General features: G+C 69.6%; 16 protein-coding genes. 8 read left to right on the top strand and 8 right to left on the bottom strand.

Annotated elements, in window-relative coordinates:
- Nucleotides 1-95 precede the first annotated feature (95 nt).
- Entirely contained in the window at nt 96-281 is a 186-nt protein-coding gene (locus MFF40_RS03030) for a hypothetical protein (protein WP_147856433.1), read from the bottom strand.
- A 145-nt stretch (nt 282-426) separates the two neighbouring features.
- Here MFF40_RS03030 and MFF40_RS03025 point away from each other — a divergent pair, with 145 nt between their 5' ends.
- The 5 genes from MFF40_RS03025 (at nt 427) to fdhE (ending at nt 6968) form a co-directional block, all read left to right on the top strand.
- Complete coding sequence (locus tag MFF40_RS03025; RefSeq protein ID WP_147897431.1) at nt 427-768, top strand: hypothetical protein; 342 nt, start codon at nt 427-429, stop codon at nt 766-768.
- A 152-nt stretch (nt 769-920) separates the two neighbouring features.
- Nucleotides 921-4001, top strand: a complete 3081-nt coding sequence (gene fdnG / locus MFF40_RS03020; protein ID WP_147897430.1) for a formate dehydrogenase-N subunit alpha — start codon at nt 921-923, stop codon at nt 3999-4001.
- Between the two features lie 14 nt (nt 4002-4015).
- Nucleotides 4016-4954 carry a formate dehydrogenase subunit beta gene (fdxH, locus tag MFF40_RS03015; protein WP_147897429.1) on the top strand — a complete coding sequence of 313 codons (939 nt, stop codon included), beginning with the start codon at nt 4016-4018 and terminating at the stop codon, nt 4952-4954.
- A 298-nt stretch (nt 4955-5252) separates the two neighbouring features.
- Nucleotides 5253-5975, top strand: a complete 723-nt coding sequence (locus MFF40_RS03010; RefSeq protein WP_147897428.1) for a formate dehydrogenase subunit gamma — start codon at nt 5253-5255, stop codon at nt 5973-5975.
- A gap of 3 nt (nt 5976-5978) precedes the next feature.
- A complete protein-coding gene (gene fdhE / locus MFF40_RS03005; protein ID WP_147897427.1) occupies nt 5979-6968 on the top strand; it encodes a formate dehydrogenase accessory protein FdhE in 990 nt (329 codons plus the stop codon).
- A 59-nt stretch (nt 6969-7027) separates the two neighbouring features.
- Here the strand turns inward: fdhE and MFF40_RS03000 are convergent, their stop codons facing one another.
- The 3 genes from MFF40_RS03000 to MFF40_RS02990 form a co-directional block, all read right to left on the bottom strand.
- Nucleotides 7028-7375, bottom strand: a complete 348-nt coding sequence (locus MFF40_RS03000; RefSeq protein ID WP_147857468.1) for a hypothetical protein — start codon at nt 7373-7375, stop codon at nt 7028-7030.
- A 318-nt stretch (nt 7376-7693) separates the two neighbouring features.
- On the bottom strand, nt 7694-8179 hold the full coding sequence (locus MFF40_RS02995; protein WP_147857467.1) for an SRPBCC family protein: 486 nt from the start codon (nt 8177-8179) through the stop codon (nt 7694-7696).
- Nucleotides 8180-8348: 169 nt separating this feature from the next.
- Nucleotides 8349-8990, bottom strand: a complete 642-nt coding sequence (locus tag MFF40_RS02990) for a L,D-transpeptidase (protein ID WP_238259629.1) — start codon at nt 8988-8990, stop codon at nt 8349-8351.
- A 406-nt stretch (nt 8991-9396) separates the two neighbouring features.
- Here MFF40_RS02990 and MFF40_RS02985 point away from each other — a divergent pair, with 406 nt between their 5' ends.
- The gene (locus MFF40_RS02985; RefSeq protein ID WP_147897426.1) at nt 9397-10686 is read left to right on the top strand and encodes an ArgE/DapE family deacylase; all 1290 of its coding nucleotides are present in this window, start codon (nt 9397-9399) and stop codon (nt 10684-10686) included.
- Between the two features lie 229 nt (nt 10687-10915).
- Here MFF40_RS02985 and MFF40_RS02980 read toward each other — a convergent pair whose 3' ends face one another.
- Entirely contained in the window at nt 10916-11977 is a 1062-nt protein-coding gene (locus tag MFF40_RS02980; protein ID WP_147897425.1) for an SDR family oxidoreductase, read from the bottom strand.
- Between the two features lie 435 nt (nt 11978-12412).
- Nucleotides 12413-13747, bottom strand: a complete 1335-nt coding sequence (gene aptA / locus MFF40_RS02975; protein WP_147897424.1) for an omega-aminotransferase AptA — start codon at nt 13745-13747, stop codon at nt 12413-12415.
- A 152-nt stretch (nt 13748-13899) separates the two neighbouring features.
- Between aptA and MFF40_RS02970 the strand changes: the two genes are divergently transcribed.
- Both MFF40_RS02970 and MFF40_RS02965 read left to right on the top strand, forming a co-directional pair.
- On the top strand, nt 13900-14460 hold the full coding sequence (locus MFF40_RS02970) for a cupin domain-containing protein (protein WP_147855045.1): 561 nt from the start codon (nt 13900-13902) through the stop codon (nt 14458-14460).
- 139 nt (nt 14461-14599) lie between these two features.
- A complete protein-coding gene (locus MFF40_RS02965; RefSeq protein WP_147897423.1) occupies nt 14600-14797 on the top strand; it encodes a hypothetical protein in 198 nt (65 codons plus the stop codon).
- A 6-nt stretch (nt 14798-14803) separates the two neighbouring features.
- Here the strand turns inward: MFF40_RS02965 and MFF40_RS02960 are convergent, their stop codons facing one another.
- Together MFF40_RS02960 and MFF40_RS02955 are read right to left on the bottom strand one after the other, a co-directional pair.
- Nucleotides 14804-15673, bottom strand: a complete 870-nt coding sequence (locus MFF40_RS02960) for an amidohydrolase family protein (RefSeq protein ID WP_147897422.1) — start codon at nt 15671-15673, stop codon at nt 14804-14806.
- Nucleotides 15674-15675: 2 nt separating this feature from the next.
- The gene (locus tag MFF40_RS02955) at nt 15676-16980 is read right to left on the bottom strand and encodes an MFS transporter (protein ID WP_147897421.1); all 1305 of its coding nucleotides are present in this window, start codon (nt 16978-16980) and stop codon (nt 15676-15678) included.
- Nucleotides 16981-16998: the final 18 nt, after the last annotated feature.

Genomic DNA, 16998 nt, shown 5'->3' with positions numbered 1-16998 from the left:
GTTTCATAGAAAGAACGACTTGGTGTGCGCTGACGCACCTGCCGCGTGATGCGGGCCGGACCCGGGCGCCTCCGCGATCCGGGGCGCAGCGCGGCTTACGGCTTCGATTTGCCGAGCTGCTTCACCAGGGCTTCGAGGCGCTGGTTGATCGGCGCGGCGAACGTGTCGGCGTAGACCGAGCGCAGGTTCTGGCCGAGATGCCGGCGCACGCTCGGGCTGAGCGGGGCAACGGTGGAGGAGGCGGTCTCTTCGGAGGGGCGCTCCGGATACGACTTCGTCATGATCCCGAGGCTCCCGTGTGTCTCGCCTTGAGAATGGCAAAGCTTGGTTAAGAGACCGTCACGGTGGTCGATGTCCGAAATCGGAACTGGCCATGCCGGGGGCACGTTGCCGGCCATGACCCCTCGCACAGATCGGATTCGCCCTTTGTCCCGCTCGTTGTCCCTGACCCTGTCGGCGTTCCTGATGGTGGCCGCGACGGGTGCGCCCGCCCTCGCCCAGACGAAGCCCGGCGAGATCAAAGGCATCGACGCGATGGGCGACAAGTCGCGCAGCGCGCAGGACGGCTGGAGCCAGGCCCCCGTCCCCCGCGAGCAGTCGGCCGCCAAGGATGCGCCGAATCCGGGTGGTCACTCCATCGACGAGAACGCCAAGCGGCCCGTCCCCGGCGCCGACACCGGTGGGTCTTCCGCGACGGAGCCGCAGGCGCCGCTGGACCACCGCACCGGCGGCCCGTCGGGCACGAATCCGGCCGCGCCGTCCAAGTGAAAAAAGCCAGCCCGTGCAGGACGATGGCGCCTCGTCCAACGGGCTGGTCAACTTAAAACAGCAGCGGTCTCTGTGTCACGCAACCACACTTGCCTCGTGCACGCTTTTTTGGGACACCCTGGAATTATACCAGATCGCTTTAAGGAGCGGAGATGAACGTCCAGGTCTCTAGGCGTGGCCTGCTCAAGGGGGCCGGCGCCGGCCTCGCGGGCGGCTCGCTCGGCGCACTCGGCTTCGGCGGCCTCCAGCCGGCCATGGCCGCCGCAGTGCGGCCGTTCAAGCTCGCGCAGATGCGCGAGACCCGCAACACGTGCCCGTACTGCTCGGTGGCGTGCGGCGTCATCCTGTACAGCCTCGGCGACCGCTCGAAGAACGCGCGCTCCTCGGTGATGCATGTCGAGGGCGACCCCGATCACCCGGTCAACCGCGGCACGCTCTGCCCCAAGGGCTCGGCGCTGCTCGACTTCGTGCATTCCGAGACCCGCACGAAGTACCCGCTCTACCGCGCCCCCGGCACGTCCGCGTTCAAGCGCGTCTCCTGGGACTTCGCGCTGGACCGGATCGCGACCCTCCTCAAGGAGGATCGGGACAAGAACTTCCTGGCCAAGAACGAAGAGCTGACGGTCAACCGTTGGACCACGACGGGCTTCCTCGGCGCCTCGGCCACCACCAACGAGACGGCCTGGCTGACCTACAAGACAGTGCGCAGCATGGGGGCCCTGGTCTTCGATAATCAGGCCAGGGTTTGACACGGTCCGTCGGTCGCCAGTTTGGCGCCCTCCTTCGGACGCGGTGCGATGACCAACCTCTGGATGGACATCAAGCACGCGGACGTGATTACCGTGATGGGCGGCAATGCCGCCGAAGCACATCCGTGCGGATTCAAGTGGGTCGTCGAGGCGAAGGCCCATAACAACGCCAAGCTCATCGTCGTCGACCCGCGCTTCACCCGCACGGCGTCGGTGGCCGACCTGTACTGCCCGATCCGGCAGGGGACCGACATCGCGTTCCTGTCGGGTGTCGCGAAGTACCTGATCGACAACGACAAGCTGCAGCACCGCTACGTCGCGGCCTATTCCAACGCGGGCTACGTCGTCCGCGAGGGCTACGATTTCAGCGAGGGCCTGTTCGCCGGCTACGACGCCGACAAGCGCGACTACGACAAGACCACCTGGGACTACGAGATCGGTCCCGATGGCTACGCCGTGGTCGACGAGACGATGCAGCATCCGCGCTGCGTCATGCAGCTCCTCAAGAAGCACATCGCCATCTACACGCCCGAGATGGTGGAGCGGATCTGCGGCTCGCCGAAGGAGACCTTCCTGAAGGTCTGCGAGCTGATGGCGACCACGTCGTCGCCTGAGCGGACGATGGCCTCGCTCTACGCGCTCGGCTGGACGCACCACTCCAAGGGCTCGCAGAACATCCGCTCGATGTGCATCGTCCAGACGTTGCTCGGCAATATCGGCATGCTCGGCGGCGGCATGCAGGCGTTGCGCGGCCACTCCAACATCCAGGGGCTGACCGATCTCGGGCTGATGTCGAACCTCATCCCGGGCTATCTCAACCTGCCCGTGGAGAAGGAGCCGGACTACGCGAGCTACATCGCCAAGCGGCAGTTCAAGCCGCTGCGCCCAGGCCAGACCAGCTACTGGCAGAACTACAACAAGTTCTTCGTCTCGTTCCAGAAGATGATGTGGGGCGATAAGGCGACGAAGGAGAACGACTGGGCCTACGATTACCTGCCCAAGCTCGACGTGCCGACCTACGACGTGATCCGTGGGTTCGAGCTCGCCAAGCAGGGCAAGATGACGGGCTACATCATCCAGGGCTTCAACCCCCTGCTGTCGTTCCCGAACCGCGCCAAGATGACGGAAGCCTTTTCCAAGATGAAGTTCATCGTGGTGATGGATCCGCTCAAGACGGAGACCGCCCGGTTCTGGGAGAACCACGGCGAGTACAACGACGTCGACCCGGCCAAGATCCAGACCGAGGTGTTCGAGCTGCCGACCACCCTGTTCGCGGAGGAGGAGGGCTCGCTGTCGAACTCCAGCCGCTGGCTCCAGTGGCACTGGCAGGCCCAGGAGGCTCCGGGCGAGTGCCGCTCGGACATCGAGATCATGTCGGAGATCTTCCTCCGCGTGAAGGCGGCCTACAAGAAGGACGGCGGCGCGTTCCCGGACCCGATCGTCAACCTGAAATGGGACTATGCCATCGCCGAGTCGCCGACGCCGACCGAGCTCGCCCGCGAGCTGAACGGCTACACGGTGGCGCCGACGCCCGACCTCAACGGGACCGTCATGCCGGCGGGCCGGCAGCTCGACGGCTTCGCCCAGCTCAAGGACGACGGCACGACCGCCTGCGGGTGCTGGATCTACTCGGGCTGCTACACCGAGAAGGGCAACACCATGGCCCGCCGGGACAACACCGATCCCGGCGACCGCGGCATCGCGCCGAACTGGGCCTTCGCGTGGCCGGCCAACCGGCGCGTGCTCTACAACCGTGCGTCCTGCGACCCGGAGGGCAAGCCCTGGTCGGAGAAGAAGAAGCTCATCGAGTGGAACGGCAAGCAGTGGATCGGCTTCGACGTGCCGGATTACGGCGTGACCGTCGCCCCCGATAAGGGCGTCGGGCCGTTCATCCTGAACCAGGAGGGCGTCGCCCGCCTGTGGACCCGGGGACTCATGCGCGACGGGCCGTTCCCGACGCACTACGAGCCGTTCGAATCGCCGATGGCCAACATCCCGTTCCCGAAGATCAAGGGCGCCCCGGCGGCCCGGATCTTCAAGGACGACCTGGCCGATCTCGGCGACGCGACCGAGTTCCCCTACGCGGCGACGAGCTACCGGCTCACCGAGCACTTCCACGGCTGGACCAAGCATGCCCGGATCAACGCGATCCTCCAGCCCGAGGCCTTCGTGGAGATCTCGGAGGAGCTGGCCAAGGAGAAGGGCATCGCCAAGGGCGGCTGGGTCCGCGTCTGGTCGAAGCGCGGCTCGCTCAAGGCCAAGGCGGTGGTGACGAAGCGGATCAAGCCGCTGATCTGCGACGGCAAGCCCGTCCACGTCGTCGGCATCCCGCAGCACTGGGGCTTCATGGGCCTGACGAAGAAAGGATGGCACCCGAACTCGCTGACGCCCGTGGTGGGTGACGCGAACACCGAGACGCCGGAGTTCAAGGCCTGGCTCGTGAATATCGAGCCGACCACGCCGCCGTCCGACGCGGTCGCCTGAGGGGAGCTGACAGCATGGCCGATTACAGCTCCCTCGATATCCGTCAGCGCTCCGCCTCCACGGAGACGCCGCCGGAGATCCGCCGCCAGGTGGAGGTCGCCAAGCTCATCGACGTGTCGAAATGCATCGGCTGCAAGGCCTGCCAGTCGGCCTGCGAGGAGTGGAACGACCTGCGCGACGACATCGGGATCAACCGCGGTGTCTATGACAACCCCCACGACCTCACGCCGAAGTCGTGGACCCTGATGCGGTTCACGGAGTACGAGAACCCGGAGACCCAGAACCTCGAATGGCTGATCCGCAAGGACGGCTGCATGCACTGCACCGAGCCGGGCTGTCTCAAGGCCTGCCCGTCCCCCGGGGCGATCGTGCAGTATTCCAACGGCATCGTCGACTTCATCGAGGAGAACTGCATCGGCTGCGGCTATTGCGTGAAGGGGTGCCCGTTCAACATCCCGCGCATCAGCCAGACCGACCACAAGGCGTACAAGTGCACCCTGTGCTCGGACCGGGTCGCGGTGGGTCAGGCTCCGGCCTGCGCCAAGGCGTGCCCGACCGGCTCGATCATGTTCGGCACCAAGCAGGCGATGATCGAGCAGGCCGAGACCCGGGTCGAGGACCTGAAGTCGCGCGGCTTCGAGCATGCCGGCCTCTACGACCCGGCCGGCGTCGGCGGGACGCACGTCATGTACGTGCTGCACCACGCCGACCAGCCGAGCCTCTATGCCGGCCTGCCGAACGACCCGAAGATCTCGCCGCTGGTGGCCTTCTGGAAGGGCGGCGCCAAGGTGTTCGGGCTTGCCGCCATGGGCTTTGCCGCGGTCGCGGGCTTCTTCCACTACGTGACGGCCGGCCCGAACGAGGTCGTGCCGGAAGAAGAGGAAGAGGCGGTCGAGTACGACGAGGCCAAGCGCCGCGGCGAGACCGGCGGCGGCGAGGCGCGGCCGCACTGATAGGAGCGTGTCGGCGGGTTACGAGGGTGACCCGCCGCTTGTGAAGGTCGTGACGCGCCCCTTCTCGCGTGCGGGAGAGGGTTGGGGTGAGGGACCAGGGTCTTCCGGAGAGGTCGCATCCCTCACCCGGCTCTCTGCGAGAGCAGACCTCTCCCGCACGGGAGAGGGGACCCGCGTCTCATCCGGCCCTATGTGCATTCGCTAGGCCGGCGTGCCGGCCAAGCGATACCGAATTCAAAGCCAGCCCTCGCCGCCGCTGCGGCGCGGGGCCGGCGCCACGTCAGGCGCGAGAAGGCCGATGACGAGCCAGAACGATATCCGGGACGGGGATTCCCGCCCGCTGCATCACGCCAAGTCCGAGGCGCCGGAGGTGATGTACGTCCCCCGCTACACCGGGGTTCAGCGCGTGAACCACTGGATCACCGCGATCCTGTTCACGCTGCTGGCCCTCTCGGGGCTGGCGATGTTCACGCCTTACCTGTTCTCGCTGACCGGCCTGTTCGGCGGCGGGCAGGCGACGCGCGCGATCCATCCGTGGTTCGGCGTCGCCCTGGCGGTGAGCTTCTTCTTCCTGTTCGTGCGCTTCTGGAAGCTCAACATCCCCAACAAGGACGATGTCGCGTGGTCGATGAAGATCGGCGACGTGGTCACCAACCGGGAGGACCGCCTGCCCGAGCTCGGCAAGTACAATGCCGGCCAGAAGGGCGTGTTCTGGGGCCAGACCGCGCTGATCGGCGTGATGTTCGTCACCGGCCTGATGATCTGGAACACCTACTTCGGCGGGTTGACCACCATCGAGACCCAGCGCTGGGCGCTGCTCGCCCACTCGCTCGCGGCCGTGATCGCCATCGCGATCATCGTGGTCCATATCTACGCCGGCATCTGGGTGCGCGGCACCGGCCGGGCGATGGTGCGCGGCACGGTGACGGGCGGCTGGGCCTACCGGCATCACCGCAAGTGGTTCCGGCAGATCGCCGGCTCCAAGGTGCGCCGGGGCTCGGTGGACAAGCGCGGATCCTGAGGCGTGGCCAACTTCTTCAGGCGCAAGCCCGCGGCTCCGGCCGAGACGAAGCCCGCCGGGTCCGAGCCGAAACCCCGACGGCGGGATTTCAGTGAGCTGAAGCCCGATCCCGACAAGATCGGGATCTCGGGCTCGGTCCCGTTCGTGCGGCTGCCCGATCCCGGGACGCTGTTCGCCGACCGGGCCGCGCGCCTGATTGCGGCGGCACCGGGACATCCGATGGAGGCCTATCTCCGGTTCGTCGCCGAGGTGGCCCGGGCGCAGGCGTCCGTGCAGGCGGCGTTCCCGCCCGCCGAGGCCCCGGCCGCGGCCGACACGGCCCTGCGGGCCGAGCACGGCATGCCGCCCCTGTCGCGCCAGCGGCTCGAGGCCGATGCCGGCTTCGACGGCTGCCTCACCGCCCTGCTGGACCAGCTCGACCTGTCGGTATCCCCGGAGGCGTCCCAGGCCGCCCGCGCGAGCCTGCTCGCGGCCTCCCCGGCGGACCGGCTGGATCTCGCCGTGCAAGTGGTGGAAGGCGCGCTGCCGGTGGAGCGGATCGCCGAATGCGTGTTCGTTGCGGCGGCCCTGCAGGTCCGGTTCGCGCAGGATGCGGCGCGCCTCGACGCGTCGGCCCTGAAACCCGTGGCCGACGGCGTCTGCCCGTGCTGCGGCGGCGCGCCGGTGGCGAGCGTGGTGGTCGGCTGGACCCCGGCCGACAAGGCCCGCTACCTGAGCTGCTCGGTCTGCGGCACCCTGTGGAACCACGTCCGGATCCGCTGCACCGCCTGCGGCTCCGGCGAGGGCATCAGCTATTACGGGCTCGACGAGGTGTCGAAGGACGTCCAGGTCGAGACCTGCACGACCTGCCACAGCTACATCAAGCACCTGCACCAGCACCGGGCGCCGACCCTCGACCCGGTGGCGGACGACATCGCGTCCTACGGCCTCGACCTGAAGATCGCCGAGGACGGATTCCGCCGTGCGGGCTTGAACCTGCTGTTCATCGTCTAAGTCCCGGATCCACAAGGTCCGGGATCGTGTGCGGGTGCAGGGTGGAGCCCTGCTAAGTTTCAGCGATACCCGTACCGGCTCTTGGCGGCGGCCAGCAGGTGGAGCGCCTCGCCGGACTTGCCGGCGGCGCAGGCCGCGGCGGCCTGGCTGAGGTCGGCGTTGAAGGTGTCACCCACCGGCTTGTTGAGGTTGCCGGTGGCCACGTCGCTGTCCACGATGGCCTTGGTGCGCGCGATCTCGGGACCGCAGCCGCTGCCGGTGGGCAGGGACAACGGCGCCGGAACGATGGGCGAGGGCTCGGAGACCTTGGGCGCGGCGGCGCGCTGCTGGCAGGCGCCCAGCGTGGCGGCGGCGAGAACCACGAGGCTGAGGCGCATCGGAAGACGTGACGCGGGCACGGCGATCATCCTGTTGCGGCGCACGGGCTGCGCCGCCCGGGTTTTGGGCCGAGCTTGGCAGTGGGTCAATCGCCCCGGCGGCATGCCTGCGCGCTGCGATGATCACAGATTGCGTTCAGAATCATCTGTGGCCCGATGAGGGGCCCGGTCGAGACCTGAGACGCGCCCGCCCTCTCCCCGGAGGGCGCGGGTCCCCTCTCCCGTGCGGGAGAGGGACAGGGTGAGGGGTCCGGGTCTTCCGGAAAGGGCGCATCCCTCACCCCAACCCTCTCCCGCACGGGAGAGGGGGCGCGTCGAGCCCTGCACCGGCGCGGGCGATTGAGCGTCCTACTTGGCCTTGTCAGACAGCGCCTTCAGGCCGGATTCGTAGATGCCCTGGATGGCGTCGACCGCCACCGTGTCGGGGGCGCCCTTGGCGTTGAAGGTGCCGCTCCAGGTCACCTTGGAGCCCGTGCCCTCGGGGGCCACGGCCAGCGTCGACTTGTAGTCGGCCACCGGCAGCGGGCCCTCCAGGATCGTGTAGGTGTAGCTCATCACCTTGTCGTCGCGGGAGACCTGCTCCTCCTTGAGGGTGCCGCCGCCCTTCAGACTCAGCGTGCGGACCTTCAGGCCGTCCTTGTCGGACAGGACGCACTTCTCGATGGCGGGGTGCCAGTCGCCGATGCCGCAGAACTCGCCGATCGTCTGCCAGACCTTGGCCGGCGGCGCGGCGATGTCGGCCGAGCGCGTCACCTCCAGGGCATGGCCCGCGACGGTGGAAGCGGCCAGCGCCAAGGCGGCGAGCGGCAGGGGCCGGCTGAAAGCGAAGGGCATCGGGGGGTCTCCATCCATATCGATCGCGGCGGGCGCCGCGCAGGCTCTGGGGCCGCGCAGGAGCTAAGCCGCGAGACCCGCCGGGGCAATGGGCGGGCCTGACGGAGGGCGGTTTCCGCGCCCAGACGACGCGGCGGGCGGAGAGGGCCCGCCCGTCGAAGCCCCTATCCTACCACCCCTCCCCCACATCCACCTCGACCGGATACCCATAGCCCGGCACCGGCGCGTAGGCCGGGCGCACGGCGGTTCGGGCGTACGAGGCCGGGAGCGTGCGGCGGCCCATCTGGTCCAGATCGGCCAGGGTGTCGTCCGGTGCATAGGGATCGCGGCTCCGGGCGACCCGGCGGGTGCGCGTGCCGCGCTCGGCCACCAGGGCGTCGGCGCCCTCGATCTGGACGCGGGTCCGGCCCGCCCCCTGGGCCTTCACGAGGTTGAACAGGGTCGCGGCGTTGCGCACCGACAGGCGCACGCATCCATGCGAGGCCGCGCGGCCGAGGCTGCGGACGTGGTTGGTGCCGTGGATCGCGTGGCCCTGGTTCGTGAAGAACATCGCGAACGGCATGGGCGCATCGTCCCACTCCTTCGAGAAGTGGCTGCGCTCCATCCGGAACGGCCGGTAGGAGCCGGAGGGCGTGTCGTAGGCCTCGACCCCGGTGGAGACCGGCCAGGTGTAGCGCGGCTGCCCATCGACCGAGACCTCCATGCGCTGGGCGGATTTGTCGACGGTGATGAGCACATCCGCCCGGGCCGCCGGGGACGCCGTGCCCCACAGGAGCAAGCCGGACAGGACCGAGACCAGACCGATACGCATGAACGACCTCGATGGAGGGGGAAAAGACCGCTTCGAGATAGGCTAAGCCCTTGGCAACGCCAAGGTTCCTGGGCGGAATCCCGCCGCCCCGGGGTTCGACTGCGCAGGCGCTGCCACAGCTGAGTCCTGCCCGCCTCCGGGTAGCGGCGATGCCGTCGCGCGCCGCATCCGGCAGGGGTTTTTCGGGGCTGTGGCTTTTCGGGGCGATCCGGCCGCCTTCGCCGTCATCGCGGGGGGCGCGAACCAATCCCTTGCAGCGCGCACGCGGAACTTGGCTTGGCCCTCGGCCCCTTCCCAGGACGGGGCGGCCCGGCTTCGGCACGGAAGATGCCCCCCACGGAAGTTGCGCCCGTTGACACAAACCCGCCGCCGGGCGCCACCTATCCATCCTAGATCCGGAGATCTCATGGCCCTCGACCCCGCCCTCGCCGCCGAGATCGAAGCCTCCGTGGCCGAAGGCTTCGCCGACCAGGTCGCGCACACGCAGGCGCTGGTCCGGTTCGCCTCGCTGCGGGGCGCGGAGCATGCCTGCCAGGATTACGTGTTCGGGGCGTTCCGGGCTCGGGGCTACGCCACCGAGCGCTTCGCCATGGACCGCGCCGCCATCGCGGCCCATCCGGGCGGCTCGAAGATCGACGCGCGCCACTCGGACGCCCCGATCGTGGTCTGCCACCACCGCCCGCAGACCGAGACCGGGCGCTCGCTGATCCTGCAGGCCCATGTCGACGTGGTACCGGTCGGGCCCCTCGACCTGTGGACCCATCCGCCCTTCGATCCGGTGATCGAGGGCGACTGGCTCTACGGCCGCGGCGGCGGCGACATGAAGGCCGGGCACGCCGCCAACCTGTTCGCCCTCGACGCGCTGGCCCGCCTCGGCCTCCAGCCCGCCGCCGCGGTGACGATCCAGTCGGTGGTCGAGGAGGAATCCACCGGCAACGGCGCGCTCGCGACCCATCTGCGGGGCTACCGGGCCGACGCCGTGCTGATCCCGGAGCCCGAGGACGAAAAGCTGGTGCGCGCCAACACCGGCGTGCTGTGGTTCACCGTCGAGGTCCGGGGCGTGCCCGTCCACGTGCGCGAGATGGGCGCCGGCGCCAACGCCATCGACGCGACCTATCGGGTCGTCGCCGCCTTGCGGGAGCTCGAGGCGCGCTGGAACGCCGAGAAGGATGCGCACCGCCACTTCGAAGCCGAGGACCACCCGATCAACCTCAATATCGGCAAGATCGAGGGCGGCGACTGGGCCTCCTCGGTGCCGGCCTGGTGCCGGATCGACTGCCGCGTCGCGCTCTATCCGGGCGTCCCGGCGGCCCGGGCCGCCGCCGAGATCGAGGCCGCGGTCTCGGACTTCGCCCGCACAGACCCGTTCCTGGGCAACAATCCACCGCGCGTGGCCTTCAACGGCTTTTACGCCGAGGGCTACGTGCTGGAGGAGGGCTCCGAGGCGGAGGCCGTGCTCGGCCGGGCGCACGAGCGGGCGATGGGCGCGAAGCTGCAGAGCTTCATGTCGCCGAGCTACCTGGATACGCGGGTCTACGCCCTCTACGACCGGGTGCCGGCCCTGTGTTACGGGCCCATCGCCCAGAACGTCCACGGCTTCGACGAGCGCGTGAGCCTCGCCTCGGTGCAGCGCTGCACCACCGCGATGGCGTTGTTCGTGGCCGAGTGGTGCGGGACGGAACGGCGGGCGGGCTGATGGGTCGGGTTGATTTTGGGAGGAAGGACAGAGCCCTCTTTCCGACCGAGTTCCGATCGTCGCGCGACGACTTATGTCGGTCGCAACGTGCCCCCCCTCCCGTGCGGGAGAGGGTTGGGGTGAGGGACCAGGTTTTTCCGGGCAGGTCGCACCCCTCACCCTGTCCCTCTCCCGAACGGGAGAGGGGACCCACGCCCCATCCAGCGATGGATGAGCCCACTATATCCCCTTAGGGAATCAGCCGATCCGCCCGGAGCCGGGTGAACAGGTCGTAGAACGCGTCGTCGGTGGGCTGATACGCCGTAAAACCCAGCCGCCGGCTCTTGCTCATGTCGGTGACGACCTCGATCGGCCGGCCGAGATCGGCATCGGTGTGCCAGGGCGAGGCCAGTTTTTCGAGGTCCGGCTCGGCTAGGTCATGGCGTTTGGCGATCTCGGCCCAGGCCGGCCCGTCCTGCGCCATCCTGTCCTCCAGCGGCCGGACCGTGCCGTCGAACGGCACCGCCTCGATCCCGAACCAGTCGGCGATCCGGCCCCACATCCAGCTCCAGCGGAAGACGTCGCCGTCGACCACGTTGAACGCCTCGTTGGCGGCCTTGGGCTCGGTGGAGGCCCAGAGCAGCTGGCGGGCGAGCAGCCTGGCGTCGGTCATGTCGGTGAGCCCGTTCCACTGGGCGGCCGAGCCCGGGAAGGTGAACGGGCGCTTCAACTCGCGGCACAGGGTGGCGTAGCAGGCCAGCGTCGTGCCCATGTTCATGGCGTTGCCCACCGCCTTGCCGATGATCGTATGCGGGCGGTGCACGCTCCAGGTGAAGCCGTCCCGGGCGCTGGCATCGAACACCGCGTCCTCCTGGGCATAGTAAAAATTCTCGATGTCGAGCCGGCCCTGGTCCTCGCGGAACGGCGTCTGCGGCAGGGTGCCTTTGCCGTAGGCTTCGAACGGGCCGAGATAGTGCTTCAGACCGGTCACCAGGGCGACGTGGCGGACGCTCCTCTGCGGCCGCAGGGCGTCGAGCAGGTTCTCGATCATCGCCCGGTTGACCCGGATCATCTCGGCCTCGGTCGGGCGCCGCTGCCAGGTCGCCAGGAACACGTGGCTCGGCGCGAGGCCGGCGAGCGCCCTGTCGAGGGAGTCCGGGTCCTGCAGGTCGGCCACCACCGGCTCGACCCCGGCCAGATCCACCGGCTTGCGGGCGAGCCCCGCCACCCGCCAGCCCTCCCCGGCGAGCAGCGCCCCGGTGGCGCTCCCGACGATCCCGCTGGCGCCGACGATCAGGGCGGTGTTCGACATGCACATCCTCTCGACCCGGCTCACATCCCGGTTGAGCGGCACATGCGGCCGCCCCCCACAGGCTTCAAGGCCGCACGGCGCCGCCCTCCCCCGCGCCGCGGGTATTGGCGGAGGCGCTTGGTAGACAGGCGTTCTCGTCGCTGGCCGCTTTCAGGATGGGACCGATCGTGCTCGTGGAGGACTCGGGCGCAGAGAGCTATTTCTTCTTTGAAGGATGCGGGCATTGCACCGCCGTTCGAACATCCTCCTTGTCAGCCCGGGGCCGCGAAGCGGAACCCGGGATCCATAACCGCCGACAGCGCAAACACTTTCATCGTCGGCGGATCTGGATTCCGGGTTCGCCTTCGGCGCCCCGGAATGACAAAGCGGTTTATCGTGCCGCCAGAGCATCATCATCGATCGGTGTCGGGAGGCGCGTCCGCCGCCCCCCGCCCCTCACGCCACCCGGTCGATCGCCGCGCCCAGCACCTCGACGATCTCGCCGATCTGGCCGCGCTCCAGGATCAGCGGCGGCGACAGGGCGATGATGTCGCCGGTGACCCGGGTGAGCAGCCCGCGCGCGAAGCAATCCACGAACAGGTCGTAGGCGCGCTTGCCGGGGGCGTCGGGCCGGGGGGCCAGCTCGATGCCGGCGATCAGCCCGATGGTGCGGATGTCGATGACGTTCTTGCGCCCGCGCAGGTCGTGCATCGCCGCCGCCCAGTCGTCCGCCAGGTCGGCGGCGCGGGTGAGCAGCCCCTCCTCCCGGTAGATGTCCAGCGTGGCGAGGCCGGCCGCGCAGGCCACCGGGTGGCCCGAATAGGTGTAGCCGTGGAACAGCTCGATCCCGTCGGGGCCGTTCATCAGCGCGTCGTGCACCGGGCGGCTGGCGAACACCGCGCCCATCGGCACCGTGCCGTTGGTCAGGCCCTTGGCGCTGGTGACGAGGTCCGGCACCACGCCGAAATAGTCCGTGGCGAAGGGCGCGCCGAGGCGGCCGAAGCCGGAGATGACCTCGTCGAAGATCAGCAGGATGCCGTGCTTGGTGCAGAGCGCGCGCAGGCGCTCGAGGTAGCCCTTCGGCGGGATCAGCACGCCGGTGGAGCCCGCCACCGGCTCGACGATGCAGGCCGCGATGGTCTCGGCCCCGTGGAGCGCCACCAGCCGCTCCAGGTCGTCGGCCAGCTCCGCCCCGTGCTCGGGCTGGCCTTTCACGAAGGCGTTGCGGGCGGGATCGTGGGTGTGGCGCAGGTGGTCGGTGCCGTTGAGCTGCGGGAAGACCCGGCGGTTCGAGACGATGCCGCCCACCGACAGGCCGCCGAAGCCGACGCCGTGATAGCCGCGCTCGCGGCCGATCAGCCGGGTGCGGGTGCCCTGCCCGATCGCCCGCTGGTAGGCGAGCGCGATCTTGAGGGCGGTGTCGACCGATTCGGAACCGGAATTGGTGAAGAACACCCGGTCGAGGCGGTTGTCCGGGCCGCCCGGGGCGATCTCGGCGAGCCGCTCGGCGAACTCGAAGGCGATCGGGTGGCCCATCTGGAAGGTCGGGGCGAAATCGAGCGTGGCGAGCTGGCGCTCCACCGCCGCTGCGATCCCCCGGCGCCCGTGCCCGGCATTGACGCACCAGAGCCCGGCGGTGCCGTCCAGCACCGTGCGGCCGTCGTCGGCCGTGTAGTGCATGCCCTGCGCGGCCACGAGCATGCGCGGTGCCGCCTTGAACTGGCGGTTGGCGGTGAACGGCATCCAGAAGGCGTCGAGCGACGGCGTGTTGCGCAGGGGATGGTCGGTCATGGGTCGGCTCTCCGGGGCGACGTCCGATCCAGGGGACACCCTGGCGGATCGGGCAACAAGTCCTTTTCTGATCGCCGCCAAGCCCTTGCAGAATCGGGGCCGCGGACGGCACCGTTGCAGGATCCTCAACACCTGAAACGGGGCCGGGACGGATGAGCATCGATGTCGGCGCGCGCCTGCGCTTCGTGCGGGCCCGCCACGGTCTGTCGCAGCGGGCGCTGGCCAAGCGCGCCGGGGTGACGAACTCGGCGATCTCGCTGATCGAGGCGAACCGGGTGAACCCCTCGGTGGGCGCCCTCAAGCGCATCCTCGACGGGGTGCCGATCGGCATGGCCGAGTTCTTCGCGCTCGAGCCGGAGCCGGAGCGCAAGGCGTTCTTCGCCGCGAACGAGCTGACCGAGATCGGCCGCAGGGCGACCAAGGGGGCGATCTCGTTCCTGCAGGTCGGCGACAGCCTGTTCGGGCGCAAGCTCCAACTCCTGAAGGAGCGCTACGAGCCCGGGGCCGATACCGGCCGCGTGCCGCTCTCCCACGAGGGCGAGGAGGGCGGCATCGTGCTGTCCGGGCGCCTGGAGGTCACGGTCGGCGAGGAGCGGCGCATCCTCGGCCCCGGCGACGCCTACAGCTTCGACAGCCGCCGCCCGCACCGGTTCCGCTGCGTCGGGCCCAACCCGTGCGAGGTGGTCAGCGCCTGCACGCCGCCGAGTTTTTGAGCCCTGGAGGCTCGGGGGCTCCACCCCCGAACCCCGCCAAAGGGCTGAGCCCTTTGGAAACCCGGTCTTCACGGGTTTCCACTCAAAGGCGGCGGACTCGACTAACGCCGGATTCACGGGCTCGCCCTAGAACGGTCGCATGAGCACCCTCGCCGCCACGGCCAGCCAGATGCTGGCGACGTCCCAGAACCAGGCGATCGGCACCGCGGTGGCGCGCCAGCAGATCGCCGCCGAGAAGGCGGTGGCCGGCCTGGTGGCGGAGACCGCCCAGGGCGGCGCCGCAGCCGGGCCGCCGGCGCCTCCCGGCCAGGGCCAGCGCCTCGACCTGCGGGTCTGAGGTCCCCTACCCGAAGCCGTAGAGGCGGCGCGGGTTGTCGACGAAGAGCCGGCGGCGCCTTTCCGCGTCCGGCACCCACTCGGCCATCAGGTCGAGGAGGTCGGACAGGCGCGGCGGGCCGTCCCAGGCGGCGACGTGCGGCCAGTCCGAACCCCAGAGGCAGCGCTCGGGGGCGGCGTCGTTGAGGGCGCGGGCGAAGGGGATCGTGTCGGCATAGGGCGGGCCGGCCACCGAATCCCGGAAGGCGCCCGACAGCTTCACCCAGTGGCCGTCGCGCACGAGGCCGAGCAGGGCCTGGAAGCCCGGATGCTCCACCCCGGCCGAGGCCGGCATGTGGCCCATATGGTCGAACACCAGGGGCACCGGCAGCCGCGATAGGCGCCCGGCGATGGGCGGCAGGTCGCGGGCGTCGAGCAGGAACTGGAGGTGCCAGCCCATCTCGCGGGCGAGCGCGCCGTAGGCCTCCACCGCATCGAGGCCGATGCCGCCGCCGAACAGCACGTTGAGGCGCAGGCCCACGACCCCGGCCTCCTTCAGGGCGGCGAGTTCCCTGTCGGGGAGGCCCAGCGGGATCACCGCGATGCCGCGCAGGCGCTGCCGGTTGGCCCGGAGCGTCTCCACCATCAGGCGGTTGTCGGTGCCGTGGACGCTGACCTGGACCAGCACGCCGTTGGCCATGCCGGTGGCGTCGAGCATGGCGAGGTACCGGTCCGCCGGGGCGGCCGGGGGCGTGTAGCTGCGGTCGGCCACCAGGGGATAGGCCGGGGGCAGGCCGATCACGTGGGCATGGGTGTCGACCGCGCCCTCCGGCACCCGGTAGCGCGTCGGGCCGCCGGGATGCGGATCGGTGGCCGGGCAGTCTCGGATCTCGGCCATGATCAGGTATCCGCGTGCAGGACCCGGCCGCGGGTCTCGGGCAGCGCGAAGGCCGCCAGGAAGAAGATCCCGTAGGCGATCGCCGCGAAGATCGCGATGGCCGAGGCGAGGCCGGCGCGCTCGGCGAGGTAGCCGACCAGCGCCGGGAACAGGGCGCCGACGCCCCGGCCGAAATTGTAGCAGAACCCCTGCCCCGAGCCGCGCAGGCGCGTCGGGTAGAGTTCGGTCAGGAAAGCGCCCATCCCGGAGAAGTAGCCGGAGGCGAAGAACCCGAGCGGGAAGCCCAGCACCCAGAGCACGCCGTTCGAGAGCGGGATCTGCGTGTAGGCGATCACCACGGCGATCGCGCCCAGGGAAAAAATCAAGAACAGCGGCCGCCGGCCGAGCCGGTCCGCCACCCAGGCGCCCACGAGATAGCCGGCGAACGAGCCGATGATCAGCGCCGCGAGGTAGCCCGTGGAGGACACCACCGACAGGCCCCGCTCGGTGGTGAGGAAGCGCGGCACCCAGGTGGTGATCGCGTAATAGCCGCCCTGGCAGCCCGCCGCCGCCAGCGAGGCGAGCAGGGTGGTCTTGAGGATCGGCCCGGAGAAGATCTCCCAGATCTTCGGCCGGTCGCCGGTGGCGATGGCCCGGGCCCGGGTCTCGGCGGCGACCTGCGGCTCCTGGACGTAGCGGCGCAGGTAGAAGATCAGCAGGGCCGGCAGCGCGCCGATCGCGAACATCCAGCGCCAGGCGACCTCGGGGGGCAGCAGCGAGAAGGTCACGGCCTGGGCCAGCACCGCCATGCCCCAGCCGATCGCCCAGCCGGACTGGACCGAGCCGACCGCGCGGCCGCGATATTCGGCCCGGATGGTCTCGCCGATCAGCACGGCGCCGGCCGCCCACTCACCCCCGAAGCCGAGCCCCAGGATCGCCCGGGCGATGAGCAACTGCTCGAAGTTCTGCACGAAGGCGCAGAGCAGCGAGAACACCGAGAACCACAGGATGGTGATCTGGAGGGTGAGCACCCGGCCGATCCGGTCGGCGATGAAGCCCGCGAGCCAGCCGCCGAGCGCCGAGGCCAGCAGCGTCACCGTGGCGGCGAGGCCGGCCGTGCCGGAATCCACGTGCCACAGGGCCATGATCGTCCCGATCACCAGCGGGTAGATCATGAAGTCCATGCCGTCGAGGCACCAGCCGGCGGCGCAGGCCCAGAAGGTGTGCCGCTCCGTCGACGTCATGGAGCGGTAGAAGGCCATCAGGCTGGCATCGCGGATTTCCACCGCCTCCACGCCCGTATGTCCCGGCCCTGCTTCCGTCCGCATCACACTCTCCCGCCAGCA

Origin of the sequence: Methylobacterium mesophilicum, assembly GCF_022179445.1 — a bacterium.
Classification (GTDB): Bacteria; Pseudomonadota; Alphaproteobacteria; order Rhizobiales; family Beijerinckiaceae; genus Methylobacterium; species Methylobacterium mesophilicum.
The sequence above is the reverse complement of the archived record's forward strand: the minus strand, read 5'-3'. Positions and strand labels throughout refer to the sequence as shown.